The organism is Luteimonas sp. gir (assembly GCF_037198055.1).
In the GTDB taxonomy this organism is placed as follows: Bacteria; Pseudomonadota; Gammaproteobacteria; order Xanthomonadales; family Xanthomonadaceae; genus Luteimonas; species Luteimonas citri_A.
The window spans coordinates 40,046-66,985 of sequence record NZ_JBBAXQ010000008.1; the positions used below are offsets into that span (position 1 = coordinate 40,046).

The following is a 26,940-nucleotide window of genomic DNA, read 5'->3' on the forward strand; positions in this document are numbered from 1 at the left end:
CCGGCGGGTCGTGTCGACCTTACTTGCGTTGAAAAAGATCGCCGCGACGAGCGGGCCTGCAGCGCAGGCCCGCTGTGCCGCAACACGCGCTCAGACCAGGCGGGTCAGCCAGCCGTGGCGGTCGGCCGCGCGACCGTACTGGATATCCAGCAGCGCCTTTCGGATCGTGGTCGTGACCGCGCCCGGACCGGCCTCGGCGTCGCCGACCTCGAAATCGCGCCCCTTGAGCACGCCGATCGGGGAGATGCTGGCGGCGGTGCCGCAGGCGAATACTTCGGCAATCTCGCCTGAGCGCACGCCGTCGATCCATTCGGCGATCTCGACCCGGCGCTCGGTCACGGTGTGGCCGTGGTCGCGCAGCAACTGGATCACGCTGTCGCGGGTGATGCCTTCCAGGATGCTGCCGGTCAGCGACGGCGTGACCACGCTGCCATCGCGCTGGACCAGGAACACGTTCATGCCGCCCAGTTCCTCGACGAAGGTGTTGGTCTCCGCATCCAGGAACAGCACCTGCGCGCAGCCGTTGTCGTAGGCCTCGCGCTGGGGCAGCAGCGAGGCGGCGTAGTTGCCGCCGCACTTGGCCGAGCCGGTGCCGCCGCGACCGGCGCGGGCGTAGTCGCGCGACAGCCAGATCGAGACCGGCTTGATGCCGCCCTTGAAGTAGGCGCCGGCGGGGCTGGCGATCACGTAGTAGGCCACGCGACGGGCAGGGCGTACGCCGAGAAAATCCTCGTTGGCGATCATGAAGGGCCGGATGTACAGGCTCGACTCGCCGCCGCCCGGGACCCATGCCTGGTCGGTGCGCACCAGCTGGCGGACCGATTCGACGAACAGATCCACCGGCAGTTCGGGCAGGGCCATGCGGCGCGCCGAGTGCTGCAGGCGGCGGCCGTTGGCGTCGGGCCGGAACGTCCAGATCGAACCGTCGGCATGACGGAACGCTTTCATGCCTTCGAAGATTTCCTGGCCGTAGTGCAGCACTGCGGCGGCCGGCGAGAACGTGAGCGGGCCATAGGGCCGCACATGCGCGTCGTGCCAGCCGTCCTCGACGGTCCAGTCGATCGCGACCATGTGGTCGGTGAAATGGGTCCCGAACCCCGGGTCGGCGAGGATCGCTTCGCGGTCGGCCTGCTGGCGGGCCTGTTGCGAGGGGACGATGCGGAAGGTATGGATCGGCTCGGTGGTCATGCGCGAACTCAGATGTGCAAGGCGTGGCCGAGTGCGCGCAGCGCCGCTTCCTGCACGGCTTCGCCCAGCGTCGGGTGGGGGTGGATGGTGCCGGCGATGTCCTCGAGCGTGGCGCCCATTTCGATGGACTGCACGAACGCGATCGACAGTTCCGAGACCTGCACGCCGACGGCCTGCCAGCCGACGATGCGGTGATCGTCGGCGCGCGCGACCACGCGCACGAAGCCGTCGGTGGATTCGAGCGACATCGCCCGGCCGTTGGCCGCAAACGGAAACAGCGCGGTCTTGGCGTTGATGCCCTGGGCCTTGGCCTCGTCCGGCGACAGGCCGACGACGACGACCTCCGGATCGGTGAAGCACACGGCCGGAATCGCGGCCGGCACGAACCGGCGCTTCTTGCCGCTGACGATCTCGGCCACCAGTTCGCCCTGGGCCATCGCGCGGTGCGCGAGCATGGGCTCGCCGGCGACATCGCCGATCGCCCAGACCTGGCGCATCGAGGTGCGGCACTGGTCGTCGATCTTGATGGCCTTGCCGGCGAGGTCGAGGCCCAGTGATTCGAGGTTGAAGCCGTCGGTCTTCGGACGCCGGCCGACCGCGACCAGGATCTGATCGCCGTCGAGCGTGCGCTCGGTGCCGTCCGGGTCGCGCACGCGCAGCGCGCCGTCGTCCGACAGGCCCAGCACGCTGTGGCCGGTCAGCACCTGGACGCCGGACTTCTGCAGGTGGGTGGCGACCGGCTTGGTCAGTTCATTGTCGTAGGCGGGCAGGATGCGGTCCTGCGCCTCGACCACGGTGACTTCGCAGCCGAGCTTGCGGTAGACCGTGCCCAGCTCCAGGCCGATGTAGCCGCCGCCGACGACGATCAGGTGCTTGGGCAGTGCGGTCGGCGACAGCGCTTCGGTCGAGGAGATCACCTTGCCGCCGAACGGCAGGAACGGCAGTTCCACCGGCACCGAGCCGGTCGCCAGCAGCAGGTGCTCGCACTTGATGCGCAGATTGCCGCCGTCCTCTGCGGCGCCGGCGACATCGACGGTCTTGCCGTCGACGATCGTCGCCCAGCCCTTGATGAGCTGCGCGCCGTTCTTCTTCAGCAGCGCGCCGACACCGCCGGTGAGCTTCTTGACGATGCCGGCCTTCCATTCGACGGTCTTGGCCAGGTCGATCGTCGGCGCCTGCACCGTGATGCCGAGCGGCGAGGTGCCGGCGGCGAACGCGGCAACCTTGGCGAATTCCTCGGCAGCATGGATCAGCGCCTTGGACGGGATGCAGCCGATGTTGAGGCAGGTGCCGCCCGGGTTCACGCCTTCGACGACGACGGTCTTGACGCCGAGCTGGCCGGCGCGGATGCCGGCGACGTAGCCGCCGGGGCCGCCACCGATGACCAGCAGCTGGGTTTCAATGGTCTTCGACATCAGACACTCACTCCACGAACAGCAGGGCGGGGGTTTCCAGGCGACGCCGGATCGCCTGCACGAACTCGGCCGCGTCCATGCCGTCGACGATGCGATGGTCGAACGACGAGGACAGGTTCATCAGCTTGCGCGCGACCACCTGGCCGTTCTGGAACATCGGCCGTTCGATGATGCGGTTGACGCCGACGATCGCCACCTCCGGGTGGTTGATGATCGGCGTGGAGACCACGCCGCCCACCGGGCCGAGGCTGCTGATGGTGATGGTCGAGCCCGACAGTTCCTCGCGGGTGGCCTTGCCTTCGCGCACGGCCGTGGCCAGACGCGCGATCTCGCCGGCGGTCTGCCACAGGTCCAGCGATTCGGCATGCGCGACCACCGGCACCGACAGGCCCACCGCGCTCTGCGTCGCGATGCCCAACTGCACGCCTTCATAGCGGGTGACGATGTTGGCTTCGTCGTCGAAGCGGGCATTCATCTGCGGGTAGTCGCGTGCGGCCAGGATCACCGCACGCGCCAGCAGCGGCAGCAGGGTCAGCTTGCCGCGTTCCTTGCCCCAACGCGCGTTGAGCTGGGCGCGCAAGGCCTCGACCTCGGTGACGTCGATCTCTTCCACATAGGTGATATGCGGAATGGTCGACCACGACTGCTGCATCTTCTGCGCGATCTTGCGGCGCAGGCCCATGATCGGGATCTGCTGCTCGCCGGTGCGGCGCGCATAGCCGCCACCCGAGGCCGCGCCACCGACCGGCTGGGCCTTGCCGCCGGCCGCGGCATAGGCGTCGAGATCGGCCTGCAGGATGCGGCCGCCCGGGCCGGTGGCCGGCACATAGCGCAGCTCGATGCCCAGGTCCCAGGCGCGGCGGCGCACGGCCGGCGAGGCCAGCGGCTGTTCGCCGGCGGCGAGCACGCCGTTGGTCACCGCGCCGCGCGTTTCGGACTTGGCGACCGGTGCCGGCGCGGCCGGCTTCGCAGGCGCCGCGGGCTTGGGTTCGGCAGCCGGCGCGGGCTTGGCGGCCTCGTCCTTTCGCGTCTCGGCCTTCGGCGTGTCGACCTTCGATTCGGCAGGCTTGGCGGCTGGTGCCTCGGGCGCCGCCGCGCCGGCCTTCACATTGCCGGCGCCTTCGACTTCGAGTCGGATCAGTTCGCTGCCGACGGCCATCATCTCGCCGGGCTGGCCGCCCAGCGAGACCACGGTGCCGGCGACGGGCGAGGGGATCTCGACCATCGCCTTGTCGGTCATGACCTCGGCCACGACTTCGTCCTCGGCGACGGTACCGCCGACCTCGACCTTCCAGGCGATCAGCTCGACTTCGGCGATGCCCTCGCCGATGTCCGGCATCTTGATGACGTGGTGTCCCATCGCTCAGTCCTCCAGCACGCGATGCATCGCGTCGATGACCCGGGCCGGGCCCGGGAAGTAGTCCCATTCCTGCGCGTGCGGGTAGGGGGTGTCCCAACCGGTCACGCGCTCCACCGGCGCCTGCAGGTGGTAGAAGCAGTGCTCCTGCACCAGGGCGACGAGCTCGGCGCCAAAGCCGCAGGTGCGGGTCGCTTCGTGCAGCACGATGCAGCGACCGGTCTTCTTGACCGAGGCGACGATCGCCTCGAGATCCAGCGGCCACAGGCTGCGCAGGTCGATGACCTCGGCATCGATGCCGGCATCCTCGGCCGCGGCCTGCGCCACCCACACCGTGGTGCCGTACGTCAGGATGGTGACGGCCTGGCCTTCGCGCACGATGGCGGCCTTGTCCAGCGGCACCGAGTAGTAGCCCTCCGGCACCAGGTTGTCGGCATGCTTGGACCAGGCGACGACCGGTCGGTCGTGATGACCGTCGAACGGGCCGTTGTACAGGCGCTTGGGCTCGAGGAAGATCACCGGATCGTCGTTCTCGATCGAGGCGATCAACAGGCCCTTGGCGTCATAGGGGTTGGACGGCATCACCGTGCGCAGGCCGGCGACGTGGGCGAAGATCGCCTCCGGGCTCTGGCTGTGGGTCTGGCCGCCGTAGATGCCGCCACCGCAGGGCGTGCGAAACACCAGCGGCGAGGTGAACATGCCGTTGGAGCGATAGCGCAGGCGCGCGGCTTCGGAGACGATCTGATCGTAGGCCGGATAGATGTAGTCGGCGAACTGGATCTCGGCGACCGGGCGCAGGCCGTAGGCCGCCATGCCGATCGCCGCCCCGGCGATGCCGCTTTCGGAGATCGGCGCGTCGAACACGCGCTGCTTGCCGTACTTGGCCTGCAGGCCGTCGGTGCAGCGGAACACGCCGCCGAAGTAGCCGACGTCCTCGCCGAAGATCACCACGTTGTCGTCGCGCTCGAGCATGACGTCCATCGCCGAACGCAGCGCCTGGATCATCGTCATCGGCGCGCTGCCGGTGCTCTGGAGTTCGGTTTCGCTCATCTCACACTCCCAACTGCTGGCGCTGGCGGCGAAGGTGGTCGGGCATGTCCTTGTAGACGTCGTTGAACATGTCGGCCGCGCCGGGACGGTTGTCGCTGCCGAGCAACCCGTGGGACTCGGCCTCCTTGAGTGCGCGCGAGATCTCGGCATCGAGTTCGCTGCGCACCTGTTCGTGCTGTTCCTCGCTCCACAGCCCGCGCTTGATCAGATGCCGCTTCAGGCGCTCGATCGGATCGCCGAGCGGGAAGTGCTGGGCGTCGTCGGCGGGGCGGTACTTGGACGGATCGTCGGAGGTCGAATGCGGGCCGGCGCGATAGGTGACCCATTCGATCAGCGTCGAGCCCAGGTTGCTGCGCGCGCGCTCGGCGGCCCAGCGCGAGGCGGCGTAGACGGCCAGCAGGTCGTTGCCGTCCACGCGCAGCGACGGAATGCCGTAGGCGGCGCCGCGCGCGGCGAAGGTGGTGTTCTCACCGCCCGCGATCGCCTGGAATGTCGAGATCGCCCACTGGTTGTTGACGACGTTGAGGATCACCGGCGCGCGGTAGACGTGGGCGAACACCAGTGCGGCGTGGAAATCGCCCTCGGCGGTCGCGCCGTCGCCGACCCAGGCGGTCGCGATCTTGGTGTCGCCCTTGATCGCCGACGCCATCGCCCAACCCACGGCCTGGATGTACTGCGTGGTCAGGTTGCCGGAGATCGAGAAAAAGCCCGCGTCCTTGTACGAGTACATGATCGGCAGCTGGCGGCCCTTCAGCGGGTCGGCGGCGTTCGACAGGACCTGGCACATCATCTCGACCAGCGAGACTTCCTTGGTGATCAGGATGCCCTGCTGGCGGTAGGTCGGGAACTGCATGTCGCCGTCGCGCAGCGCCAGCGTCTGGCCGACCGCGATGGCTTCCTCGCCCAGGCACTGGATGTAGAACGAGGTCTTCTTCTGGCGCTGGGCGATGAGCATGCGCGCATCGAACGCGCGGGTCTTGAGCATCGCGTGCATCGCGCGCAGCAGCACGGCGTCGTCGATGTCGGCCGCCCACGAGCCGACCGCGTCGCCGTTGTCGTCGAGCACGCGGACCAGCTGCGTGGTCAGCGGTGCGGTCTGGCCAGCGGTCACGTCGAGCGCGGGTTTGTCGACCGCGCCTGCCGGGCTGAGCTGCAGATAGGAGAAATCGGTGGCCTGGCCCGGGCGGGCACTGGGTTCGGGCACGTGCAACCGCAATGGAGCGGGCGTGGCCGGGGTCTGGGACGTGGACATGTCAGGAGCCTCGCTGGACATGGGACATGGAAGGACGGGCGTGCCGGCGGCGGGGGGCGTCGGCGAGGGCGCGGCCGATGCCCGGACGGGCGATCGACGCGAGGGGGCACGCGCGGAGCGCGTGCCGGGACAGGGCACAGGGCAAGAAACGCTTCTCCCGGTCGGGGCGGGCTCGGCCCGCGGCACTCAGGCGGGCGCGGCATGCCGCATTCCGCCAGGCGTGAAGTCTACGGTGCCGCTCGGCTATCGTAAATTTGTTTAATTCTTTATGAGGTATCGTCCAATCCGATACCGCACTGCCTTCGGAGGCTTCAATGCAGATTCCCGCCAACCTGTCGTTGCGGCAGCTGCGCTATTTCGCCGAAGCCGCCGAGCTGGGCCAGTTCTCCCAGGCCGCGCGCAAGCTGCATGTCTCGCAGTCGGTGATCACCACCGCGGTCGCGCAGCTCGAGACGATGCTGGGGCTGCGGCTGTTCGACCGGATGCCACACGGCGTCGCGTTGACTGCCGAAGGCCATCGATTCCACCAGCACGTGCGTCACGTGCTGGACACGCTGCAGGATGCGCTCAGCGAGCCGACGCTGCTGGCCAACACACTGGCCGGCACCGTGCGGGTCGGCGCGTCCTATACGGTGCTGGGCTACTTCCTGCCCAGTCTGCTGGCACGGTTCAAGCGCTCCTATCCGCTGGTGGAGATCGACCTGATCGACATGGACCGGGCCGAGATCGAGCGCGGCGTCGGCGACGGCGACCTCGACCTGGGGCTTTGCATCATCTCCAACATGGTGGCGCCGCATCTGCTCAGGCGACAGCCCCTGATCCGCTCGCGCCGCCAGTTGTGGCTGGCCGAATCGCATCCGTTGGCGCAACTGCCGACGATCGGGCCGGCCGACGTGGCGCCGTATCCCTACATCATGTTGAAGGTGGACGAGGGCGAGGCCTCGTCGATGCGTTACTGGCGCTCGGTGGGCCATGTGCCGAACGTCGCGTTCCGCACCTCGTCGCTCGAAGCCTTGCGCGGCCTGGTTGCCTACGGGTTCGGCGTCAGCATCCTGTCGGACATGGTCTACCGGCCCTGGTCACTGGACGGCCGCCGCATCGACGTCCGCACGCTCGAGGTGGCCGTGCCGCCGATGGAAGTGGGCCTGGTCTGGCGCCCCGACGATCCGTTATCGGCACCGGCACTCGCACTGCACCAGTTCCTGGTCTTCGCCTGCGGCGGCTGAGCTGCCCCCACCCAACCCTCCCCCGCGGGCGGGGGAGGGCTTAGAAACGCACCGCATGGCATCGGGCCACGTTCGCCCTCCCACACAACGCGGGGAGGGTCGTGGGCGGCGATCCGGCCTAGCGCCTGCATCAGAGCCCTCCCCCGCGCGCGGGGGAGGGTTGGGTGGGGGCAATCGGCCCCGCTGCCGCGACGCCACGCCGATCCGACCATAGCGACGGGTTATGCATGACCCAAGCATTCGCAATGGAGCGGGCACACGTCGCCCGGTTAAGTTCCTAGTCGAGAATTTCATGGCGGCTTCTCCGATCAGGCCTCTCCGGTTCGCGATCAGAGCACGTCTTCCGCCATGAGACCGGCAGCCGCGGGAGGGAATCCGCCATCGTCTGTGCCGGCCTGCGCCCCTCCCCCCAGAGCCGGGTTCTGTCCGTCCTTTCAGGGGTCACCCCCCACTTGCCGAGACCGAACACCATGCGCAATCGCGTCGTCCGTCCCTCCCTGTTGTCGCTGGCCTGTAGCGTCGGCCTGTTCGCCGCTGGCGCGCCGGTCCTGTCCATCGCGCAGGACGCGCCCGAACCCGCGTCCGTCGCCCGCAGCACGCAGACGCTCGAGGTCGTGCAGGTCACCGCGCAAAAGCGCGTGGAGTCGCCCACTGAAATCCCGATGTCGATCAGCGTGCTGGGCGAGGAAGCCCTCGACCGCCTGCAGATCAACAACGTCAACAACCTGGCCGGCGTGATCCCCGGCCTGCAGGTCAATAACCTGGGCTGGCCCGGGCGTACGCAGGTGTCGCTGCGCGGCATCGTGCCGATGGGCAACACGGCCTCGACCGCGATCTACGTCGACGACATCCCGCTGACCCCCAACGGGTCGCTGTCCGGCGGCACGTCTGGGATGTTCGATCTGCTGCCCTACGATCTGCAGCATGTCGAAGTGCTGCGGGGCCCGCAGGGCACGCTGTATGGCGCCAGTGCGCTGGGCGGCCTGGTCAAATATGTCACCCGTCGCCCCGAACTGGACTACTTCGAAGGGCGGGCCGGTGGCACGGTCAGCGTCATCGACGATGGCGGCCACGTGGGCTACGCCGGACGCGCGTCGATCAATGCGCCACTGGCCGAAGGCACGCTGGCGATGCGTGCCAGCTACGCCGAGCAGGCGACGCCGGGCTGGATCGACAACACCGTGCTCCAGCGCCGCGACACCAATGATGTGCGCCAGAAGGCGGGACGTCTGTCGCTGCTGTGGCAGCCGACCGATACGCTCGAAGTGGTGCTCAGCGCGATCACCCAGCAGAACCGCGCCGACAATCTCGGCGTGGTCTCGCTCGATCCGGTGACGCTCGAGCGCTCGCTGCCGGGCTATGCCAGCGATTATCTGCTGGCGCAGCCGAGCACCATCGAGGCCGACGTCTACGGGTTGACCATCGACTGGGATCTGGGCTGGGCCGATTTCAGTGCATCGAGCAGTTGGCTCGACTCGGACACCTGGCGCGTGCAGGACCTGTCGGCCGAGTACGTGCCGCTGCTCGGTGGCACGCCCGGCCGTGGACCGATGGCCTATGCCGCGCTCGACACCAGGATCGGCCTGCGCAAGTTCACTCAGGAAGTCCGCCTGACCTCCAAGAACACCGGCAGGCTGGCGTGGCAGATCGGCGCGTTCTACACCGACGAGGATGCCGACTACATCGAGTTTGGCGACATCATGAGCGCGGGCATGACGCCGGTGGCCTCGCTGTTCACGGCCGACGTGCTGACCACCTATCGCGAGAAGGCGCTGTTCGGCAATACGACCTGGAAGTTCAGCGATCGCTTCGACCTGGCCCTGGGCCTGCGCCACGCGCAGAACGATCAGGTGTTCGACCAGAACCTGGGCGGCCTGCTGGGCGGTGGACAGGCCTATACCGGCACCTCGTCGGAAAGCGTGACCACCTGGAGCGTCAGTCCGCGCCTGTTCTTCGGGCAGGACAGCATGGCGTATCTGCGGGCAGCCAGCGGCTATCGCGCCGGCAGTCCCAATCCGCTGATCGCCAACGCACCCAACGTGCCGCGCCAGGTCGGCGCCGACACGCTGGTCAACTATGAACTGGGGATCAAGCGCCATCTGTGGGACCGGCGTGCGCTGGTTGAAGCCGCTGTGTTCCGCATCGACTGGGAGGACATCCGTCTCAACCTGGTAACGCCGAGCGGCATTTCCTATGGCCTCAACGGCGGCACCGCACGCAGCCAGGGTGTCGAACTCAGCGGTTCGGTCGCCGCGACGGACGGCCTGCGCCTGAGCGGCGCGCTGACCTATACCGATGCCGAACTGACCGGTTCGATTCCGGGGCAGGCACCGGCGGGCACGCCGCTGCCGCAGGTCCCGGAGTGGAGCGGCAGCGTGCAGGCGCATTACCAGTTCCCCACGCGCGGCGAGTGGGCCTGGAGCCTGGCCGGCGCCTTGCGCTACTACGGCAGCCGCCCGCTGTCGGTCGCGGCGTCGCAATCGATCGAGCTGTCGAGCTACAGCCTGCTCGACCTCAGCGCCGAGCTGGGCAGCACCGATGCCTCGTTCCGCTTCTTCGTCAACAACGTCACCAACGAAGACACCTTCACCTCGGCCAGTCGGACCCTGTTCGGATCGGCGCGTCTGACGCGCTGGAACGGCGTGATGCTGCAACCGCGTACAGTCGGCGTCTCGTTCGATTACAGGTTCTGACCATGGCACGCGGACGGGCAAGAAGAGGATGGGCGAGGGCGTTGCTGGCGGGTGGACTGCTGGTCGCGACGCAGGTGCAGGCGGTCGATTCCGATGCGGTGCGTGCGCTGGTGGCCGACCCTGCGCACGCGGCTGCACCCGGCTGTGCGGTCGCGGCATTCCGCGGTGGCGCGCCGGTCCTGTCGGTCTCGGCAGGCCTGGCCGACCTTGAGCGCGAGCGTCCGATCGACGCCCGCACGGTGTTCTACGCAGCGTCGGTGTCCAAGCAGTTCACCGCGCTGGTGGTCGCGCAACTCGCGGTCGAGGGCACGATCGATCTCGACGCCGACGTGCGGCGCTACCTGCCCGAGTTGCCGGCGTATGCCCACACCGTGACCCCACGGATGCTGCTGCACCATACCGCCGGCGTGCCGGACTGGCTGATGCTCGCTGCGCTGTCGGGTGCGTCGGACTGGAGCACGCTCGATGCGCGCCAGATCATGGCGCTGATCACCGCGCAGCCGCAGACTGCGTTCGTGCCGGGAAGCCGCTACGCCTACTCCAACAGCGGCTATCGGCTGCTCGCCGTGCTCGTCGAGCGGGTCACCGGTACGCCGTTCGCCGAGCGTGTCCGCACCCACGTGTTCGAACCGCTGGGCATGCGCGACGCCTTCGTTCTGGACGGTGCACGGCCGACGGGCGCGAACGTTGCGCACGGCTATGTCCCGGTCGGCGACGGCTTCGAGGTGCGCGACACGTATCCGCTGGTCTCCGGATCGGGCGGGGTGATGCTCAGCGTCGAGGATCTTGCGCGGTACGAGCACGACATCGAGGTCGGTCACCGGGTCTGGACTGCACCGGTGCGTGCGCTGATGTGGACGCCCGCGCGGTTGTCCGACGGTGGCCTGTCCGGTGCGCCCGACGGCCTGGGCTATGCCGGGGGCCTGCGCATCGGGCAGCGCCTGGGCCAGCGCGTCATCCAGCACGCCGGCGGCGCCGAGGCTTTCCGCCTGCAGTACCTGCGCCTGCCCGATCGTGGGCTCGCGGTCGCGGTGTTGTGCAACCGCGGCGACCGCGACCCGGTTCCGCTTGCCGATACAGTCGCGGCCATGCTCGAGGGGGACACGCTCTGGTCGTCAACCGCGCAGGCGGCCGCCCGTGTCGGCGACTACGCGAATGCGGCGCTGTCGCTGCGCTACCGGATCGACGCGATCGAGGCGGACGACCGCCTGCACGCAACGGTCTTCTCGCCGCTGACGCCGGCAGCCGGCGAACCGCAGGTGTTCCGGCCCGATGATGCCGGCGGCTACGTGGCCGAGGATCCGGTCCGGTCGATCCGGCTGCGCTTCCAGCCCGAGGGTGCCGCACTGCGGGTGTCGATGGGCGACGAAGTCGTCCGGCTGCTGCGGGTGGCCGAATGACCGACCTCGTACAGCCCAGGCGTCGCAGGCGTTGGCTGCGCATCGTGCTGGCGGTCGTTGCCTTGCTGCTGGTGGGCGCGGTGCTGACCTTGCACCTGCTGATCCGCAAAGGCAGCTGCAGCGCTGCGGTGCCGTTTGCGGCGACATTGCGCGATGCCGATGTCGACGGGGTGCGCATGCGCTGGTCCATCAGCGGCGATCCTGATGACCAACGTCCGACGCTGGTCATGATCACGGGGCTGGGCAGCGGCCAGAGCACATGGGCGCCCGTGCTCGAAGGCCTGCTGCGGCATGGCCGCGTCTTCACCTACGACCGACCCGGCTACTGCGAGAGCGATGCCGCGCCGCCGGGACCGCGCGATGTGGTGACGATTGCCGACGAACTGCACGGGCTGCTCGAAGAAACGCAGGTCGCGCCGCCATACGTGCTGGTCGGCCACTCGCTCGGTGGGCTGGTGGCCGAGGCCTACGCCGCGCGCTATCCCGATCAGATCGCCGGCCTGGTGTTCGACGATGCCCGCGCCTCCGATTTCATGCTGCGCTGCCTGGATACACTGGGCGAGGCGCGGTGTGCCGATCCCTGGTGGGTTCGCCCGGTGCTGACGCTCGCGCCGATCCAGTCGCGCGAATTCGCCGCGCTGCAGGCCAGCGAGGCCCAGGTGCGCAGCCTGACACCTGTCTCCGGCGTCCCCGCGCTGGTGCTGTCGGCCGGCGTGCTCCGGCTGGGGGACGATGTCCGCGATGTCTGGCTCGACAGCCAGCGCGGTCTGGCGGCACGCTACGGTGCGCGCCAGATCACGTTCGAGGACAGCGAGCATTTCCTGCATACGCAGGCGCCCGACCGCTTCGTGTCGCTGGTCGGCGGCTTCGTCGATGCGCTGCCGCCGCGCGCGTCGCCTGAGTCGACGCCGTAGCGGCGCCGGAGGCGGTCAGCCGATCGCCGGCGCCCCGCGCTCGCCCAGTGCGGTCACCAGTTGCGCCAGAAAGCCCTCGGTCAGACGCGAGGGCGGGCGATCCTCCAGGAACATGCACTGCACCTTGAAACCGAGCGCCGGGGTGAGCGGCCGCGAGGCGAGGCCGTTGCCGCCGATCGCCCGCGCGGTGAATTCGTCGACGATCGACAGGCCCGCCCCGCATCGGGTCAGGCCTGCGGCGATGTAGAAGGTCTGGTTGGAGACGACCTCGCGCACACGCACCTCCAGCCGCTGCAGCTCGCGGTTGAACAGGTCGCCCAGCGGACCGCCGGTCGTCATCCCGATCAGGTCGCGGTCCTGCAGCGCCTGGAGCGCGACGCGTTCGCCGACCTCGGGCATGTCCTGCTCGCGGAACATCACCTCCAGTTCTCCGTCGACGAGCGTCCGCCGTTGCAGACGCGGATGCGGCGGGGCGTCGTAACCGATCGCGATGTCGCAACTGCGTTCGTAGAGCGCACGGAACAGATCGTCGTGGTGCAGGGTCTGCACCTCGAAGGTGACCTGGGGATGCTGCATCCGGAAGCGTGCGATCGCCAGCGGCGCCACGGCCAACCCCAGCGACGGCACCACGGCCAGCCGGATGTGGCCGTCGGTCAAAAACCGCAGCTTGCCGGCCGCCTTCTGCAGCGACGTCAGGCGTCGGAAGACCTCCGCCGCCTCGATGGCCAGCGCGTGCGCTTCGTCGGTCGGCACCAGACGCCCGCGGACCCGTCGGAACAACGCGATGCCCAGCCGTTGCTCGGTGTGCTGGAGCACCTTGCTCAGTGCGGGCTGCGAGACGTGCAGTGCGCGCGCGGCGCCGCTGATCGAGCCGATGGTGTAGATCGCATGGAAGACTTCGATCTGGCGAAAGCGCATGGGCGGGTCTGGACTTGCGTGACGGCGCGTCGTGCGCGCGGGGAACCGATGGCTCAGCGGACGTGCGCCACCGGAACGTCAGCCGGCTGCGGGCACGGCGCCGGCGAGGTTGGCGCGCGGGTGTCGGCGCGGCGCAGGCCGCCACCCCACAGCTGGGGCGATGTCGGCTGCAGCAGGCCGCCGACGAAGCTTACGCCGCCGGGATGATCCTCGCGCAACCAGAGCGGTCCGTCGAGGTCGATGAAGCGCGCGTGCCGGGCCACATGCAGCGCCGGCGCGATCGCCAGCGACGAGCAGCCCATGCAGCCGACCATGATGTCAAACCCTTGCGCCTGCGCTGCGTCCAGCAGCGACAGCGCACCGGTCAGGCCACCGGTCTTGTCGAGCTTGATGTTCACCACTTGGTAAAGCCCGCGCAGGCGGGGCAGGTCGGTGGCGACGTGGCAGGATTCATCCGCGCACAGCAGGGCGGCCGAGTCGAAGCCCGCAAGCTGCGCGTCTTCGCCGGCAGGCAACGGCTGCTCCACCAACTCCACCCGGGCCTCGGCGAGCACCGGCTGCATCGCCTGCAGCAGCGCCAGCGTCCAGCTCTCGTTGGGATCGACCATCAGCCGCGCTAGTGGCGCTGCCTCGCGCACCGCACGGATCAGGCGCGCGGGATCGTCGGCGCCGACTTTGATCTTGAGCAGGTCGAGATGCGCGTGCCCACGTGCGGCGCTGGCCATGCGCTCGGCCGTATCCAGGCCGATGGTCTGTGCGCTCGGCAGGCAGGGCGGGGCGGTCTGCCCGAGCAGCGTGGCGACCGACGCGCCGCGGCGCTGCGATTCCAGGTCCCACAGCGCGGCATCGACCGCATTGCGTGCCGCGCCCGGCGGCAGCATCCGCTGCAGCTGCGCCCGATCGATTCCACGAGGCGCGGCCCGGGTCAGCGTCTCGATCTGTGCCAGGACCGATGCGGTCGTTTCCCCGTAACGGGCATACGGCGTGGACTCGCCGCGACCGACGTGGTCGCCATCGCGGACATGGACCTCGACGACCTCGGCCGTGGTGCGCAAGCCGCGCGAGATGCGAAAGGGAACGGCCAGCGGCCAACTGCGCGGGTGTGCACTCAACCAGGACAGCATGCGAGCACCTTGTCGATGATGGCGGCGGCGCCGTGGCGCAGGGGATCGCAGGTCGGCAAAGCGAAGGCATGCTCGGTGTCGCGGCACAAGCGCAGTGCCTCGGCATCGGACAGGGCACTGGTATTGAGGGCGATGCCTGCCGCCTGCACGCGGGGATTGGTCAGGCGTGCCGCCGCGAGGTTTGCTTCGAGCGTGATGGCCAGGTCCGGTGGGGCCATGTGTGGCAGGCCGCGCATGTGCTGGCGTCCTGGCGTATGGCACAGCACCAGTGCGTCGGGCTGGGCGCCATGCAGCAGCCCGAGCGCGACCCCGGCGAACGACGCGTGGAACAGCGAGCCCTGGCCCTCGATGACGTCCCAACCGCCGTCATCGCGCGCGGGCGACAATGCTTCGACGCCCCCCGAAATGAAGTCGGCGACCAGCGCGTCGATCGCAATGCCACGACCGGCGATGAGAATCCCGGTCTGGCCGGTTGCACGAAAGTCGGCCGGGACGCCACGTGCGCGCAACGCCGCTTCGAGAACGAGCGCGGTGACCATCTTGCCGGTGGAGCAGTCGGTACCGACCGTCAGCAGGCGCCGGCCTTCGCGCTTGCGCCCGGTTCCGACCGGCAGGTCGGGCGGTGGCATCCGGACTTCGAACAGGCGTCTGCCGTGGCGCTGCGCAGCGGCAGCGATCGACGGGTGCGCGGCCAGGCGCTCGTGCAAGCCGGATGCGACATCGAGCCCGGCCCCGAGCGCGGCAACGATGTCGTCGACCATGGTCGGCGACAGCCGGCCGCCCGCACTGGCGAGGCCGACGACCAGTGTCCTGACGCCCGCGGCGTGCGCGTGCACGAAGTCCATATCCGGCAGTCCGACCGTCGTGCGGCATTGGGGCCCACGGAACTGGCCGGCACACCACTGCGGGCGGAACTGCGCGAGACCTCGCGCGGTCTTGGCGGCCAGGTCGTCGGCGGCATCGCCCAGATAGAGCAGGAACGGCGGGGCCCAGGGGCCGGGCGCGTCGGACTCGAGGGACATCAAGCGCAGGCTCCTGGGCAGTTCCGGATCACCCGACCATCTTCAGCGGCGCGCACACGGCCGGCTATTGAATTGGCGCTGCCAATCCATAGCCACAGCTTATGGGCAGGCGCGGCGCGCGTTCAGCCCGCTCCGGTCGGTGAGGACGGCAGCACGCTGCCATCGAACGCCCGGCGCCGCCGGGTCCACAGCTCGCGACCCGCGTAGAGCAGCAGTGGCACGACATAGGTGGACAGAATCGCGTACGCCAACAGGCGATAGCCCTGCGCGATCAGCGATACCAGCCCAATCGCGTCGGCCATGACCACCGCGCCGAGCAGGAGCGCGGCGATGATCCCCGCGCGCAGCAGCGGGCCCGGCTCGCGGCCGGTCCGCTCCTGCCAGTGGATCAGGATGCGTCGGTCGACCGATGCCATCAGCGCCACACCGGTCTCGACCAGGGCCACCAGAATCATCAACCGGAACAGCCAGTGGAACCAGGGCATGCCCAGTTGGCCCAGCATCAGATCCGACGGCAGCGGCGCATCGGCGACCTCGGGCAGGAAAGCCAGCATGCACAGGTAGAAGATCATCGCCGGCAGAATCGCCAGCGGACCGGCGAGTGCGCCAGCGACCACGGCATCGCGGCGCCCCAGCATGTGCCGCACGACCAGCAATGCCGACACCGCTGCGAACACGTTGTAACCGGCGTAGGTCAGCCCGTCGAGCGCCCAGCGCGCCTCGGGCTGGCCGGCGCTCGACAGCGCCGACATCGATGCGCCACCGAAGCGCATCAGAATCAGGCATGCCGCCAGCGCGTAGACCAGGTACATGAAGATCGACATCAGCTTGAACAGGCGCTCGACGGCATTCGCACCGGCCTGCACCACCAAGGTGATCACGACCACCAGCAGCAGCGTGCCGACGATGCGCGGCCAGGCGAACATGCTCGACGCCAGTTCGCCGGCAGCCGCGCCGAACACCGCCAGCACCACGACGATCAGGGCCAGGTAGGCGATCTCGAACGTCCACCAGCCACGACCGAGCAGATGCCGGAAGAAGCTGCGGTAGTCGTAAGCGCGGATCTGCTGGGCAAGCAGGAACGTCAGCGCGCACACGACGCTCCACACCACCATCGACAGCGTGATGGCCGCCAGGCCGCCCCAAGGCCCCGACGGCAGGAAGAACTCAGCCAGCTCGCGACCGGTGGCGTAACCGCCACCGATCACTGCGGATTTGAAGGCCAGGCCCGGCAACAGATAGCGCTGGAACCGGCTGGCCTGCGTCGTCATCGTGCGGTGTCCGCCGAGTCGAACAGGTAGAAGTCGCGCACGGTGCGTGCGATCTCGGCAATCACCCGTTCGCGCTCCGGCCGGGGCGCGTTGCTGGCCTTGACGAACGCGGCGATGACGAACTGGCTGCCGTCGGGCAGGGTGACCACGCCGACGTCGTTGACCGTGCCACCGACGGTGCCGCTCTTGTCGGCGACCACGGTGCCCGCCGGCATGCGGCCACGCAGGCGCGCATCGCAGGTCCGACAGCGTTCCATCACGCTGGTCAGCACGCGGGTGCTCGCTTCGCTCAGGGCCTGGCCGGTGAAGATGCGCTGCAGCAGCGTGGCCATCGCCGGCGGCGTGGAGGTGTCGCGCGGGTCATTGTCGTAGGGCGCGTACGCCCCCGCACCGCGGGTGGCCAGTTCGGGGTTGGCCTTGACCAGCTCCACGACCTCGGCCTTGCTCAAGCCGCTGGTGTCGACGCCGAAGAATTCCTTGAGCAGGGTGCGGGTGTCGCGATCCAGACGCTGGTCTTCGATGCCCTGACTGCGCAGCCAGGCGGTCACCGCCGCAGGCCCGCCGGCCTGCTCGACCAACACGTCGGTCGCGGTGTTGTCGCTGTTGGTCATCATCACTTCGATCAGGTTATGGATCGACAGGCTGACGCCGGGATGGATGAAGTGCTCGGCGATCACCAGCGAATCGACGTACTTCTCCGGGGCCACGGCGACCATCGTGTCCAGTTGGAGCTCACCGGCATCGACCTTGGACAGGATCGCCGCGGCGACCGCGATCTTGAACGTGCTCGCCATCGGGTAGCGCTGATCGGCGTTGAGGTGCACCGGAGTGCTTCTGCCGTCCAGTCGCCAGGCCGAGACGCCGACGGTGCCATCGATGGACGAGGCCAGACGCGCGATCTCGTGTTCGACCACGCGGCTGTCGGCCGATGCCGACAGGGAGGCGGTGCCCAGGGCGACGGCCAGACCGAGGACCAGGGTGTTTTTCAGACTCTTCATGCGATGCAAGCCTCTACGACGTGTTCAAAACCGGTCTCAGCGCGCATCGGATCGCCCGCAGGCAGACCGAGACGCGAGGACACTTCGGCGCAGGCCGCCAACGCGGCCTCCGTACTCATGCCATGTGTGTTCAAACTGACCCCCGCACAGCGAATCGCCGGGTTGGTGCGGCTGCCCAGGCGCACCGTCAGGTCGATCACGTCCTCGATCGAGGGCAGGGGATAGTCGGGGTACCCGAGCACGTGGGCGCGCCCGGGTTGGTGACAGACGACGAACACATCCGGCTGGCTGCCATGCAGCAGGCCCAGGGTCACGCCGGCATAGGCAGGATGGAACAACGAACCCTGTCCTTCGATCACGTCCCAATGGTCATGCGCGGCGTCGGGACTGAGCTGCTCGGCGGCACCGGCCGAAAAGTCCGCGACCATCGCATCCATCGGCAGGCCGCCGCCGGCGATCAGGATGCCGGTCTGCCCGGTGGCGCGGAAATCGGCGTCGACGCCACGCGCGCGCAGGCCTTTGACCAGTCCCAGCGCGGTGTACTTCTTGCCCAGAGCGCAGTCGGTGCCGACGGTCAGCACGCGCTTGCCGCTGCGCTTGCGGCCATTGGCCACCGGAATGCCCGGCGGCGGTACCCGGACGCTGATCAGGCGGCGATCGAGCCGGGCAGCGGCTTCGGCCAGTTCTGGAATGTTGGCGAGCACCTGGTGCATGCCGCTGACCAGGTCCAGGCCCTGTTCCATGGCCTCGAGCAGCGACGGGATCCAGCCCGGCAGGATCGTGCCGCCCTGATTGGCGACGCCGATCACCAGCGAGCGTGCACCGGCGGCATAGGCCTGCGCAGGCGTCATCGACGGCAGGCCGGTACTGACGGTCGCCGCGGGCAGGGCCCACTCGCCGATGCAGTGCTCCGGCGCCCAGTCGCGCAGACCGATCGCGGTCTTGGCGAAGCCAGGCTCGGTCACGTCGCCGAGAAACAGCAGGTACGGCTGCGGCAGCGCGATGATCGCGTGCGCCGCGCCGTTCGAAGAAGGTGTCATCAGGGTCAAGCTCCAGTGGGGCGTGGACAGCAGGGGAGAGCAGGCGCGAGGACGCGCCCGCAGATTGCAGGGGGGAGGGGCAAGGCACGCAGCGGCGGCGCCGTGCGTGCAGCGGACCTCAGAAGCGGTAGTCGATCGACACGCCGACCGTGCGTGGTTGCAACGGCACGCCGACCACTGCAACGTCGCGATTGAATACGTCGCGCACGAGCCCGGTGGACACGTAGGCGCGCTCGTCGGTCAGGTTGCGGGCGTACAGACGCGCGGTCCAACGCAGATTGGTCAGCTCGGCATGGAGGTCGACGGCGCGGTAGCTTTCGATCTCGTAGCCGCCGATGCCGACTCGGTTGCCGGTGAAGCGGAAACCTCCGCCAATCCGTCCGTGCCATTGCGGCCCGGCCTCGAAGTTGTAGTCCACGGTGCTCGACCAGCTCAGGCGCGGCGTCAGCGGCATGCGACTGCCGGATGTCAGACCGCTGTCCGGCGGCACGTCGCCCAGTTCGGAGTCGGTGTAGGCGGCGTTCAACCCAACGGTGATCCGGTCGGTCGCGCGGACGAGCGTCGCAAGCTCCAGGCCCTGGCTTTTCGCGCTGCCGGCGTTGCCCATCCGCGAGATGCCGTTGACGGTTTCGCGCAACTGGATGTCGTCCCAGTCGATGCGGAACACGGCGACATCGATCATCGCGCGTCGGTCCCAGAAGTGCGACTTGTAGCCCAGCTCGAAGTTGCCCAGCGTGTCGGAGCGCGTCATCGGTACCGAGCCGGTCACCGAAACGTTCGGGCCGCCCGGCCGGTAGCCGGTGGCATAACGCGCGTATAGCATCGACCGGTCGTCGAGATGCCAGCGGCTGGCGAGTTTCCAGGTGAACACGTTCTCGTCGATCGAATCGACCAGGTCGAGCGTGCCGCCATAGAGCGCACCGGTGGTGTGCTGCTCGAAGTCCTGTTCGTTGCGCGCATAACGCACGCCGGCCGACACGTCGAAGCGCGGGCTGAACTTGTAGGTCGCATCGGCGAACAGCGCCTGCTCATCGTAGCGGCCGGGCAGGGTGCCCGACGCGGCCTCGAACGGCAGCGGATTGCCGTCGATGTCGTAGGGGCTGACGCTCTGACGGTTGCCGTGCTTCTCGCCAGTGAGGAAGGTGCCGACCAGCCATTCGAAGCGGTCGTCCGCCTTGGAACTGAGCCGGAATTCCTGGGTCCACTTGCGGTTGCCCAGGAACACGTCGAATTGCGCCTGACCGGCCGGCACCGCGCCGCCGGTCAGCAGCGGCCAGGCAACGCCGTAGACGAGCGTGGCGTCCTGGGTCTCGTCCATCCGAGTCTCGGAGAAACTGGTCGCCGACACGAAGTCCAGGTTGCCCAGGTCCCAGTCCAGGATTGCGGAGTGGTAGTTGGTCTCCATGCGGTAGGGCGTGGGCCGGAACAGGATGCCGTCGAGCTCGCCGCGCAACGGCTCGAGCGTCGTCGGGCTCAGGCCGACCTGGCCGGTGTTGTCCGCGTCGACCAACTGATGCAGCGTCTGCAGGCGCAGATTCACGTTGTCGGTGAGACGCCAAGTCAGCGCCACGCGCGAGGCGAGCTGGGTGTAGCCATTGCTGTCCTTGGCGTCGTCGCCGCTGAGGTCGGGCTGGTCGACGTAGCCGGGCGTCACCTGCCTGGAGAAGCTCGCACGCAGGCCGACGCGTCCTTCGACGATCGGCGCATTCATCGCCGCGCGCAGGCCGATGCCCAGATCGCCCGCCTCGTGGGTGCTGTTGACGTCCATGCCGGCGCGGAACTCGATCACGTCCGGGTCGGCTGCCTTGGTGATGTACTTGAACAGCCCGCCCATCGCGCCGGCGCCGTACAGCGTGCCTTGCGGGCCACGCAGCACTTCCACGCTCTGGATGTCGTAGGGCAGCAGGTCCAGCGCATAGGTCGTCGCACGCTGCTTGTTGGTACTGGGGCCGATCGGCGTGTCGTCGATGTAGGTGCCGATGATCGAGCCGCCGCCGAGCGGGGCCACGCCGCGCAGGGCCATCGTGGTCTGGCCTGGGGCGCCGCCGCTGTCGACCTGGAAGCCGGGCACATAGGCAGCAAAGTCGGTGAGCCGGGTCGCGCCGAATGCCTCGAGGCGCTCCTCGCTGATCACGCTGACGCCCGAGGCCACCTCCATGACGTTCTCGCTACGCTTCTGCGCGGTGGCGACCACGCGGTCGAGCTCCACCGCGTCGGGCGCCTGGCGGACGGTGTCGTTTTCCGCGTCCTGCGCGAACACCTGGGGGACCTGGCCGGCGCAACACATGGCCAGCGTGGTGGCGAGGATCGAAGGTTTCATCGTGCGCATGCCGGGCTCCGCAATGGGCGTGATCAGGTGGGAAGAACGATCGGCTTCCAGGTCTGGCCGAGAAGACGCCGGAAATTGCCGCCGAGGATCTGGCGAATGTGTCCGTCGCTGTAGCCGCGACGGATCAGGACCTCGACGAGGTCGTAGGTCTTGCGAGGATGATCGAAACCGTCGGTATCGATTCGCTCGCGGAATGCGTAGCTGGCCTTGTAACCGGCGCGCAACGCAGCGCCCTGGTCGCCGGGCATGTCGTCGTAGCCGTGCAGGTCGGCATCCGAGCCGATACCGACATGGTCGATGCCCGCCAGCTTCACGACATGGTCGATGTGGTCGACCATGTGCTCGATCGTCGTGGGCTCGCGGTCGCGCACGAACATGCGCACGCCGGTGATCCCCATGACCCCGCCCTTGGCCGCGAGCTTGCGGATCGCCTCGTCGGTCTTGACCCGCGGGTGATCGTTGAGTGCGCGGCAGTTGGAATGCGTGATCGCGACCGGGCGCGGCGACAGCTCGATCGTGTCGAGCGTGGTGCGGTCGCCGCAGTGGGAGACGTCGATCAGCATGCCCGACGCGTTCATCGCCTCGATGATCTGCACGCCGAAATCGCTGACGCCGCCGTCGACCCGGTCGGTCGCGCCCGAGCCGAGCAGGTTCTGGGCGTTGTAGGTGAGCTGGGCACAGCGCATCCCCAAGCGATAGAACAGGGCGACATCGTCCGGCGTGCGGAAGTGCTCGGCGTTCTGCACACCGATCATCACCGCGACCTTGCCGTCGGCCTTGGCCCGGTCGAGGTCTTCCGCCTCGCCGACCAGAGTGAACACGTGGCTGTTGCGACCGACGAAGCCATTCCATGCGGCCATGTACTGGAGCGTGTCCTGGAACGCGTTGGGCCCGCCGAGACCGACCGCGTGATGGAGCGCGGTGATGCCGCTGGCGCGCATGTCGGCCGCGTCCTGCTCGCTGATCCGGATGGCCGGGTACTCGGGGCGGAAGTCGAGCTTGATCACGCCGAGCATGTCGATGACCAGCGACTCGCGGACCAGGTCGATCGCACGCGTGGAGTAGGCGGTCGTGGCACCGGGCACCACGGCATGGCGGCCGCGCGCGATGGCGGGGAACGCGATCGCACCTGCGGCCAGGGCGGCCACGCCGCCGAGCAGGCGCCGGCGGGTCAGGGCAGGGGTCCGCGGTGCGGTGGACATGATGTTCCTTTCCGATAATCCCGTTACGGGAATATTTATCCTGATCGGAGAATTGTCAAGGAATATCAGGACGCATTGTCCTGAATTTGCGCTGCACTGCAGCGTAAGCTGCCGGCGAGTGGCGGCATCCGCGCTGCCGCCTTGAGGTGGATTCCCCCGACTACCGTCAATGGAGTGTTGTCACGACGGGATCGACGTTGCGCAGATGGCCAGACTCAGTGCATCTGGGGATCGACCGCCGATTTGGCGAGCAGCGGACGTGCGCACGGCTCCAGTCGCCACAGCAGCAGGGCGACGACGACACAGACGCCTGCCATCGCGGCGAAGAATCCATGCACGGATGTTCGCGACCACAGCGTGCCGGCCGCACCCGCCAGCAGGTTGCCGCCGAACGAGGCCAGGAACCATGCGGCGATGATGGTCGCGCCGAAGCCGACAGGGGCCAGGCGCGCGAACAGACCCAACCCGACCGGCAGGATGAACAGTTCGCCGAAGGTGAACACCAGGAAGAACAGCGCGGCCCACAGCCAACCGACCTGCGCGGCCGGTGTGCCGCCGAGCACCGCGACGAGCGCGAAGGCGCCGCCGACCACGGCCGCGCCGATCGCCATCTTGCGCAACGCCGGCGGCTCGCGGCCCATCCGCGCCTGGCGGGTCCAGGCCCGGACCAGCCATGGCGTGATCAGGAACACCAGCAACGGGTTGAGCGAGAAGAACCAGGTCATCGGAATGGTGAAGCCCGCCGTGACCACCCGGTCGATGCCGGTGTCGAGCCAGATCGCGATTGTGTTGCCGATCTGCTCGTAGGCCAGCCGGAACACCACCACCAGCCCAGCGACCATCGCCATCAACTGCAGCACCGGGCGATAGGCCGGCTGCCACAGTGCCGACAGCGGCAGCGTCGTACCGACGGTGCGCGGCGGATCGGGCGGCAGGTGCCGGCGCCCGCCGATGTAGATCGCAAGGCCAAACAGCATGCCGATGCCGGCAGCGGCGAAGCCCACGTGCCAGCCGTAGAGCTCGCCGAGCGTGCCGCAGACCAGCGGGGCGAGAAACGCCCCGAGGTTGATGCCGACGTAGTAGACATTGAACGCCGAGCCGCGACGCGGATCCTCGCGCCGATACAGGTCGCCGACCTGGCCGGGCAGGGTTGGCAGGAACAGACCATTGCCGAGCACGATCGCCAACAGCGCCGGATACAGCAGGGCATCGAACGCCATCAGGAAGTGGCCGAACGCCATGACCGCGCCGCCCACGATCACCGCGCGGCGCTTGCCCAGCCAGCGGTCGGCCACCAGGCCACCGAACACCGGCGTCAGATACGCCAGCGCGGTGTACAGCCCGTAGACCAGCGAGGCCTGCTCCTGGGAGAACAGCAACTGCTTGGTCATGTAGTAGACCAGCAGCGCCCGCATCCCGAAGTAGGAGAACTTCTCCCACATCTCGGTCAGGAACAGGATGGTCAGGCCTGGTGGTTGCCCGAACCAGGCCTGCGTGCGGTCGGCGCTCATGCCGGCGGTCGGCTACAACTGCACGCCAGTGGTCAGCAGCCCGTGGGTCCAGGCCACGAACGCCACGACCAGGCCGGCGCCGGCGACGATCCAGGCCCCGGCGCGCCGCAGGCGCGGCCAGCTCGCCGGCTTGCGGACTGCCACCCAGACCAGGACCAGCGCGCCGAGCACGGCCAGCCAGGACAACGCCTGCATCGCCAGCAGCGGGGCGTTGTTGAAGTCGGCGATTGCACCGGGGGCTCCCAGCGCCTGCGCGTACAGCACCCAGGCCACCACGCCGACGAGCAGTATCGTCACCGAGAGCGTCTGCAGCCAGCGCAGGCCGCGGCCTTCCACCGGCGCCGCGACGCCGTGGTAGCGGCGGACGAACACGCCCGAGATCCGCACGATCGCCGATAGCGTCAGTACCAACAGCGACACCAGCAGGGCGGGGAACAGCCAGGCGGGCGAGCGCCAGCCGGGGATGGGCTCGAACCCGAACACCGAGGCGAACGGTCCGGCGGAGAAGTAGACCGGACGTCCATCCTCGATCTTGACCTCCAGCAGGCCGCGGCCGTGCTCCTCCTGCCACAGCCAGGGCGAGACCTCGCGCCAGCGCAGCAGCTGGCCGTTGAGCCCCTTCTGGCCATCGACCGTGATCGTGCCGTCATCCTGCGGATGCACACGGACCGGCGAGAACAGCGACAGCATGCGCAGATAGGTGCTGTCGGAGCGGCGGGTGCTCTGCCAGCGCACACCCGCCAGCGTTGCGGCGTGGTCGCGTGCGGTGTCGGCATCGACGCCCGGGCCGGCGGCCTGGATCGGGCGTTGCGGCAGGAACTCTTCGACCATGCGCTCCCAGACCTGCGCGCGCAGGGCCGAGCCGGCACCATCGCGACCGGCGCTGTTGGTGGAGACGAACAGGCCGATGTTGCGCTCGGGGATCAGGTACAGCCACGAGTAGAAGAACAGCGTGGTGCCGCCGTGCGAACGCGTGTCGTAACCGCCGGTGTCGGAGGTCATCCAGCCCAGGGCCATGCGCGGCAGATGAGGCAGGATCGCCGGCTGCGGTGCGAACATCTGCGCCACCGTTTCCGGGCGCAGGATGCGCTGACCGTCGAGCTCGCCCTGATTGAGCATCGCGAGCATGAAGCGCGCCATCGATCCGCCCGACGCATACAGGCCGCCGACGCCGGGCGTGGTGACCTTTTCGGCAGGATTGGACCCGCCCGAACCCAGGCGGTAACCGGCTGCGACATGCGGCAGCAGCGTCTCGGGGAGTGTCTGATGGAAGCTGGCGTACTGCATGCCCAGCGGGCCGAGAATGTGCGCCTGGGCGTAGTCGTCGAAGGACTGGCCACTGACACGTTCGACGATGTAGGCGGCAACCCCGGTCGCGTAGTTCGAGTACGCCGGCTTGGTCCCCGGTGCGAAGATCTGGTCGGGCACCCATTCCTTGAGGTACTGCTCGCCGGTGGCCGGATGGTCGGGGCCCAGCACGATCAGGTAGCGCAGGCGCTCTTCCAGGCCGGAGGTGTGGGTCATCACCTGGCGCAAGGTGATCGGCTGGCCCTTGGCCGGCACCGCGAAGTCCAGGTACGTGTTGATGTCGGTGTCGAGGTCGAGCTTGCCCTGCTCGACCAGTTGCATGACGGCCGTCCACACGAACAGCTTGGAGATCGACCCTGGGCGGAACAGGGTGGTCTCGGGGTCGACCGGCGCACGCTTGGCGACATCGGAAAAGCCGAAGCCGCGCTCGGTCACGATGCGGCCGTTCTCGACGACGGTCACCACTGCGCCGGCGAGATCGCCCTGCGCCATCAGATAGGGCACCAGTCCGTCGAGGAACGTGTCCACGCGCGCGGCATCGAGGGTGCCGGCAGGCGCGGCGCCCGCATCGGCTACGACCGGCACCGAGCCTGGTACCGGCGCCTCCTGCGGCGCAGGCGAGGGGACCTGCGCGTGCAGCGGCGCCAGCAGGCCGGCCGATGCGAGCAGCAGGCCGGACGCGAACGCCCGCCAGCGGCGCCCAGTGATTGGATACGTCTTCATGCCGGCACTCCCGTTCCCCAGATGCTGTCGTCGCAGTGAATCAGCCCATCGTCGTAATGCACGCCCGGCACCCGGTCGTCGCGCAGCACCAGCGGCCCATCGAGATCGACCACATCGCAGTGCTGGCCCACGATGAAGGCCGGCGCCATGGCCCAGCTGCTGCCCATCATGTTGCCGACCATGACCTGCATGCCCAGCGTGCGCGCCTTGTCGACCATGGCCAGGCCCTCGGTCAGCCCGCCGGACTTGTCGAGCTTGATATTGATCACGTCGAACACATCGGCCAGCGCCTCGATCTCGGACGTGTCCTGCACGCTCTCGTCGGCGGCGAATGGCAACGGCCGGGCGAAGCCGTCGAGATCGCGTTCGCGGCCGCGCCGCAGCGGCTGCTCGAGCAGGCTGACGCCGTTGTCCATCAGCACCGGGATCAGCGCATCGAGCACATCGATGGTATAGCCCTGGTTGGCGTCCACGCCGATCCACACGTCCGGGCGCACCTTGCGCACTGCGCGGACGCGTTCGATGTCCACATCGAGCTCGCCGCTGAGCTTGAGCTTGAGCGCCTTGGCCGGCGCGTAGCGCGCCACGGCGATCGACTGCATCGTCCCCGGATCGTCGGCGCCGAGGGTCCAGGTGGTCAGCAGCGGCCGGACCTGGGACAGCCCCGCCAGCGCCCACGCGGGCTTGCCGGCCCGCGCAGCCTCCAGATCCCAGAGCGCGCAATCGAGCGCATTGCGCGCGCCGCCGCGCGGCAGCAGGTGCTGAAGCGAGGCACGGTCGATGCCGGCCTCGATCACGCCACGCATGCCCTCGAGGGTCTCGAGCATCCCCTCCGGCGTATCGTCGAAGTAGTACACGCCGCTGGCCTCGCCGCGGCCGCGGTGGCCCTGGTGTTCCAGTTCAACGCGCAGCACCGGCGCGTGCTCGAAGACATAGCCGCTGATCCGGAACGGGGCGAGCATGCGCAGCTTGTCGATCTGCAGAGTCAATTTCACACGG

Annotated in this window: 20 protein-coding genes; 4 read left to right on the forward strand and 16 right to left on the reverse strand. The window is 68.6% G+C overall.

Annotated elements, in window-relative coordinates; genetic code table 11:
• Positions 1 to 90: 90 nt before the first annotated feature.
• Genes WAF18_RS11350 through WAF18_RS11370 form a run of 5 tightly spaced genes read right to left on the reverse strand, consistent with a single transcriptional unit; the run spans position 91 to position 6,262 of the window.
• Complete coding sequence (locus tag WAF18_RS11350; RefSeq protein ID WP_337245187.1) at positions 91 to 1,188, reverse strand: branched-chain amino acid aminotransferase; 1,098 nt, start codon at positions 1,186 to 1,188, stop codon at positions 91 to 93.
• Between the two features lie 8 nt (positions 1,189 to 1,196).
• Complete coding sequence (lpdA, locus tag WAF18_RS11355; protein ID WP_337245188.1) at positions 1,197 to 2,603, reverse strand: dihydrolipoyl dehydrogenase; 1,407 nt, start codon at positions 2,601 to 2,603, stop codon at positions 1,197 to 1,199.
• A 7-nt stretch (positions 2,604 to 2,610) separates the two neighbouring features.
• Positions 2,611 to 3,963, reverse strand: coding sequence for a dihydrolipoamide acetyltransferase family protein (locus WAF18_RS11360; RefSeq protein WP_337245189.1), 1,353 nt, complete (start codon positions 3,961 to 3,963; stop codon positions 2,611 to 2,613).
• Between the two features lie 3 nt (positions 3,964 to 3,966).
• Positions 3,967 to 5,010, reverse strand: coding sequence for an alpha-ketoacid dehydrogenase subunit beta (locus WAF18_RS11365; RefSeq protein WP_337245190.1), 1,044 nt, complete (start codon positions 5,008 to 5,010; stop codon positions 3,967 to 3,969).
• A 1-nt stretch (position 5,011) separates the two neighbouring features.
• Entirely contained in the window at positions 5,012 to 6,262 is a 1,251-nt protein-coding gene (locus tag WAF18_RS11370) for a 3-methyl-2-oxobutanoate dehydrogenase (2-methylpropanoyl-transferring) subunit alpha (protein WP_337245191.1), read from the reverse strand.
• A gap of 314 nt (positions 6,263 to 6,576) precedes the next feature.
• On the opposite strand from WAF18_RS11370, the gene WAF18_RS11375 reads away from it, so the two are divergent.
• From WAF18_RS11375 to WAF18_RS11390, 4 genes are all read left to right on the forward strand, one after another.
• On the forward strand, positions 6,577 to 7,488 hold the full coding sequence (locus WAF18_RS11375) for a LysR family transcriptional regulator (protein ID WP_337245192.1): 912 nt from the start codon (positions 6,577 to 6,579) through the stop codon (positions 7,486 to 7,488).
• A 470-nt stretch (positions 7,489 to 7,958) separates the two neighbouring features.
• A complete protein-coding gene (locus tag WAF18_RS11380; RefSeq protein WP_337245193.1) occupies positions 7,959 to 10,181 on the forward strand; it encodes a TonB-dependent receptor in 2,223 nt (740 codons plus the stop codon).
• A gap of 2 nt (positions 10,182 to 10,183) precedes the next feature.
• Entirely contained in the window at positions 10,184 to 11,581 is a 1,398-nt protein-coding gene (locus WAF18_RS11385) for a serine hydrolase domain-containing protein (RefSeq protein ID WP_337245194.1), read from the forward strand.
• Positions 11,578 to 12,495 carry an alpha/beta fold hydrolase gene (locus WAF18_RS11390; protein WP_337245195.1) on the forward strand — a complete coding sequence of 306 codons (918 nt, stop codon included), beginning with the start codon at positions 11,578 to 11,580 and terminating at the stop codon, positions 12,493 to 12,495. The genes WAF18_RS11385 and WAF18_RS11390 overlap by 4 nt, the downstream gene beginning before the upstream one ends.
• Positions 12,496 to 12,510: 15 nt before the next feature.
• On the opposite strand, the gene WAF18_RS11395 is transcribed toward WAF18_RS11390, so the two are convergent.
• From WAF18_RS11395 to WAF18_RS11445, 11 genes are all read right to left on the reverse strand, one after another.
• Entirely contained in the window at positions 12,511 to 13,413 is a 903-nt protein-coding gene (locus WAF18_RS11395; RefSeq protein WP_337245196.1) for a LysR family transcriptional regulator, read from the reverse strand.
• 53 nt (positions 13,414 to 13,466) lie between these two features.
• Positions 13,467 to 14,537, reverse strand: coding sequence for an N-acetyl-D-Glu racemase DgcA (dgcA, locus tag WAF18_RS11400; RefSeq protein WP_337245197.1), 1,071 nt, complete (start codon positions 14,535 to 14,537; stop codon positions 13,467 to 13,469).
• The gene (dgcN, locus tag WAF18_RS11405) at positions 14,522 to 15,559 is read right to left on the reverse strand and encodes an N-acetyltransferase DgcN (protein ID WP_337245198.1); all 1,038 of its coding nucleotides are present in this window, start codon (positions 15,557 to 15,559) and stop codon (positions 14,522 to 14,524) included. Before dgcN ends, dgcA begins: the two co-directional genes overlap by 16 nt.
• A 122-nt stretch (positions 15,560 to 15,681) precedes the next feature.
• Positions 15,682 to 16,830, reverse strand: a complete 1,149-nt coding sequence (locus tag WAF18_RS11410) for a hypothetical protein (RefSeq protein ID WP_337245199.1) — start codon at positions 16,828 to 16,830, stop codon at positions 15,682 to 15,684.
• Positions 16,827 to 17,828, reverse strand: coding sequence for a class A beta-lactamase (gene bla / locus WAF18_RS11415; protein ID WP_337245200.1), 1,002 nt, complete (start codon positions 17,826 to 17,828; stop codon positions 16,827 to 16,829). Before bla ends, WAF18_RS11410 begins: the two co-directional genes overlap by 4 nt.
• Positions 17,825 to 18,868 (reverse strand): DUF1611 domain-containing protein, encoded by a 1,044-nt coding sequence (locus tag WAF18_RS11420; protein ID WP_337245201.1) that lies wholly within the window; start codon positions 18,866 to 18,868, stop codon positions 17,825 to 17,827. The genes bla and WAF18_RS11420 overlap by 4 nt, the downstream gene beginning before the upstream one ends.
• 118 nt (positions 18,869 to 18,986) lie before the next feature.
• Positions 18,987 to 21,197, reverse strand: coding sequence for a TonB-dependent receptor (locus WAF18_RS11425; RefSeq protein WP_337245202.1), 2,211 nt, complete (start codon positions 21,195 to 21,197; stop codon positions 18,987 to 18,989).
• 23 nt (positions 21,198 to 21,220) lie between these two features.
• The gene (locus WAF18_RS11430) at positions 21,221 to 22,399 is read right to left on the reverse strand and encodes a membrane dipeptidase (protein WP_337245203.1); all 1,179 of its coding nucleotides are present in this window, start codon (positions 22,397 to 22,399) and stop codon (positions 21,221 to 21,223) included.
• A 215-nt stretch (positions 22,400 to 22,614) separates the two neighbouring features.
• A complete protein-coding gene (locus WAF18_RS11435; protein WP_337245204.1) occupies positions 22,615 to 23,910 on the reverse strand; it encodes a peptide MFS transporter in 1,296 nt (431 codons plus the stop codon).
• Between the two features lie 12 nt (positions 23,911 to 23,922).
• Positions 23,923 to 25,941 carry a serine hydrolase domain-containing protein gene (locus tag WAF18_RS11440; RefSeq protein ID WP_337245205.1) on the reverse strand — a complete coding sequence of 673 codons (2,019 nt, stop codon included), beginning with the start codon at positions 25,939 to 25,941 and terminating at the stop codon, positions 23,923 to 23,925.
• Positions 25,938 to 26,936: a dipeptide epimerase gene (locus WAF18_RS11445; protein ID WP_337245206.1), complete on the reverse strand. Its 999-nt coding sequence runs from the start codon at positions 26,934 to 26,936 to the stop codon at positions 25,938 to 25,940. The genes WAF18_RS11440 and WAF18_RS11445 overlap by 4 nt, the downstream gene beginning before the upstream one ends.
• Positions 26,937 to 26,940 lie beyond the last annotated feature (4 nt).

Excerpts from the sequence above, each read along its gene's own strand:
- WAF18_RS11395 (WP_337245196.1), bottom strand. The coding sequence starts at position 13,413 with ATGCGCTTTCGCCAGATCGAAGTCTTCCATGCGATCTACACCATCGGC.
- WAF18_RS11385 (WP_337245194.1), top strand. The coding sequence starts at position 10,184 with ATGGCACGCGGACGGGCAAGAAGAGGATGGGCGAGGGCGTTGCTGGCG.
- WAF18_RS11390 (WP_337245195.1), top strand. The coding sequence starts at position 11,578 with ATGACCGACCTCGTACAGCCCAGGCGTCGCAGGCGTTGGCTGCGCATC.
- WAF18_RS11435 (WP_337245204.1), bottom strand. The coding sequence starts at position 23,910 with ATGAGCGCCGACCGCACGCAGGCCTGGTTCGGGCAACCACCAGGCCTG.
- WAF18_RS11430 (WP_337245203.1), bottom strand. The coding sequence starts at position 22,399 with ATGTCCACCGCACCGCGGACCCCTGCCCTGACCCGCCGGCGCCTGCTC.
- WAF18_RS11360 (WP_337245189.1), bottom strand. The coding sequence starts at position 3,963 with ATGGGACACCACGTCATCAAGATGCCGGACATCGGCGAGGGCATCGCC.
- bla (WP_337245200.1), bottom strand. The coding sequence starts at position 17,828 with ATGAAGAGTCTGAAAAACACCCTGGTCCTCGGTCTGGCCGTCGCCCTG.
- dgcA (WP_337245197.1), bottom strand. The coding sequence starts at position 14,537 with ATGCTGTCCTGGTTGAGTGCACACCCGCGCAGTTGGCCGCTGGCCGTT.
- WAF18_RS11375 (WP_337245192.1), top strand. The coding sequence starts at position 6,577 with ATGCAGATTCCCGCCAACCTGTCGTTGCGGCAGCTGCGCTATTTCGCC.
- WAF18_RS11370 (WP_337245191.1), bottom strand. The coding sequence starts at position 6,262 with ATGTCCACGTCCCAGACCCCGGCCACGCCCGCTCCATTGCGGTTGCAC.
- WAF18_RS11425 (WP_337245202.1), bottom strand. The coding sequence starts at position 21,197 with ATGCGCACGATGAAACCTTCGATCCTCGCCACCACGCTGGCCATGTGT.
- WAF18_RS11365 (WP_337245190.1), bottom strand. The coding sequence starts at position 5,010 with ATGAGCGAAACCGAACTCCAGAGCACCGGCAGCGCGCCGATGACGATG.
- WAF18_RS11380 (WP_337245193.1), top strand. The coding sequence starts at position 7,959 with ATGCGCAATCGCGTCGTCCGTCCCTCCCTGTTGTCGCTGGCCTGTAGC.
- WAF18_RS11350 (WP_337245187.1), bottom strand. The coding sequence starts at position 1,188 with ATGACCACCGAGCCGATCCATACCTTCCGCATCGTCCCCTCGCAACAG.
- WAF18_RS11440 (WP_337245205.1), bottom strand. The coding sequence starts at position 25,941 with ATGAAGACGTATCCAATCACTGGGCGCCGCTGGCGGGCGTTCGCGTCC.
- WAF18_RS11410 (WP_337245199.1), bottom strand. The coding sequence starts at position 16,830 with ATGACGACGCAGGCCAGCCGGTTCCAGCGCTATCTGTTGCCGGGCCTG.
- lpdA (WP_337245188.1), bottom strand. The coding sequence starts at position 2,603 with ATGTCGAAGACCATTGAAACCCAGCTGCTGGTCATCGGTGGCGGCCCC.
- dgcN (WP_337245198.1), bottom strand. The coding sequence starts at position 15,559 with ATGTCCCTCGAGTCCGACGCGCCCGGCCCCTGGGCCCCGCCGTTCCTG.
- WAF18_RS11420 (WP_337245201.1), bottom strand. The coding sequence starts at position 18,868 with ATGACACCTTCTTCGAACGGCGCGGCGCACGCGATCATCGCGCTGCCG.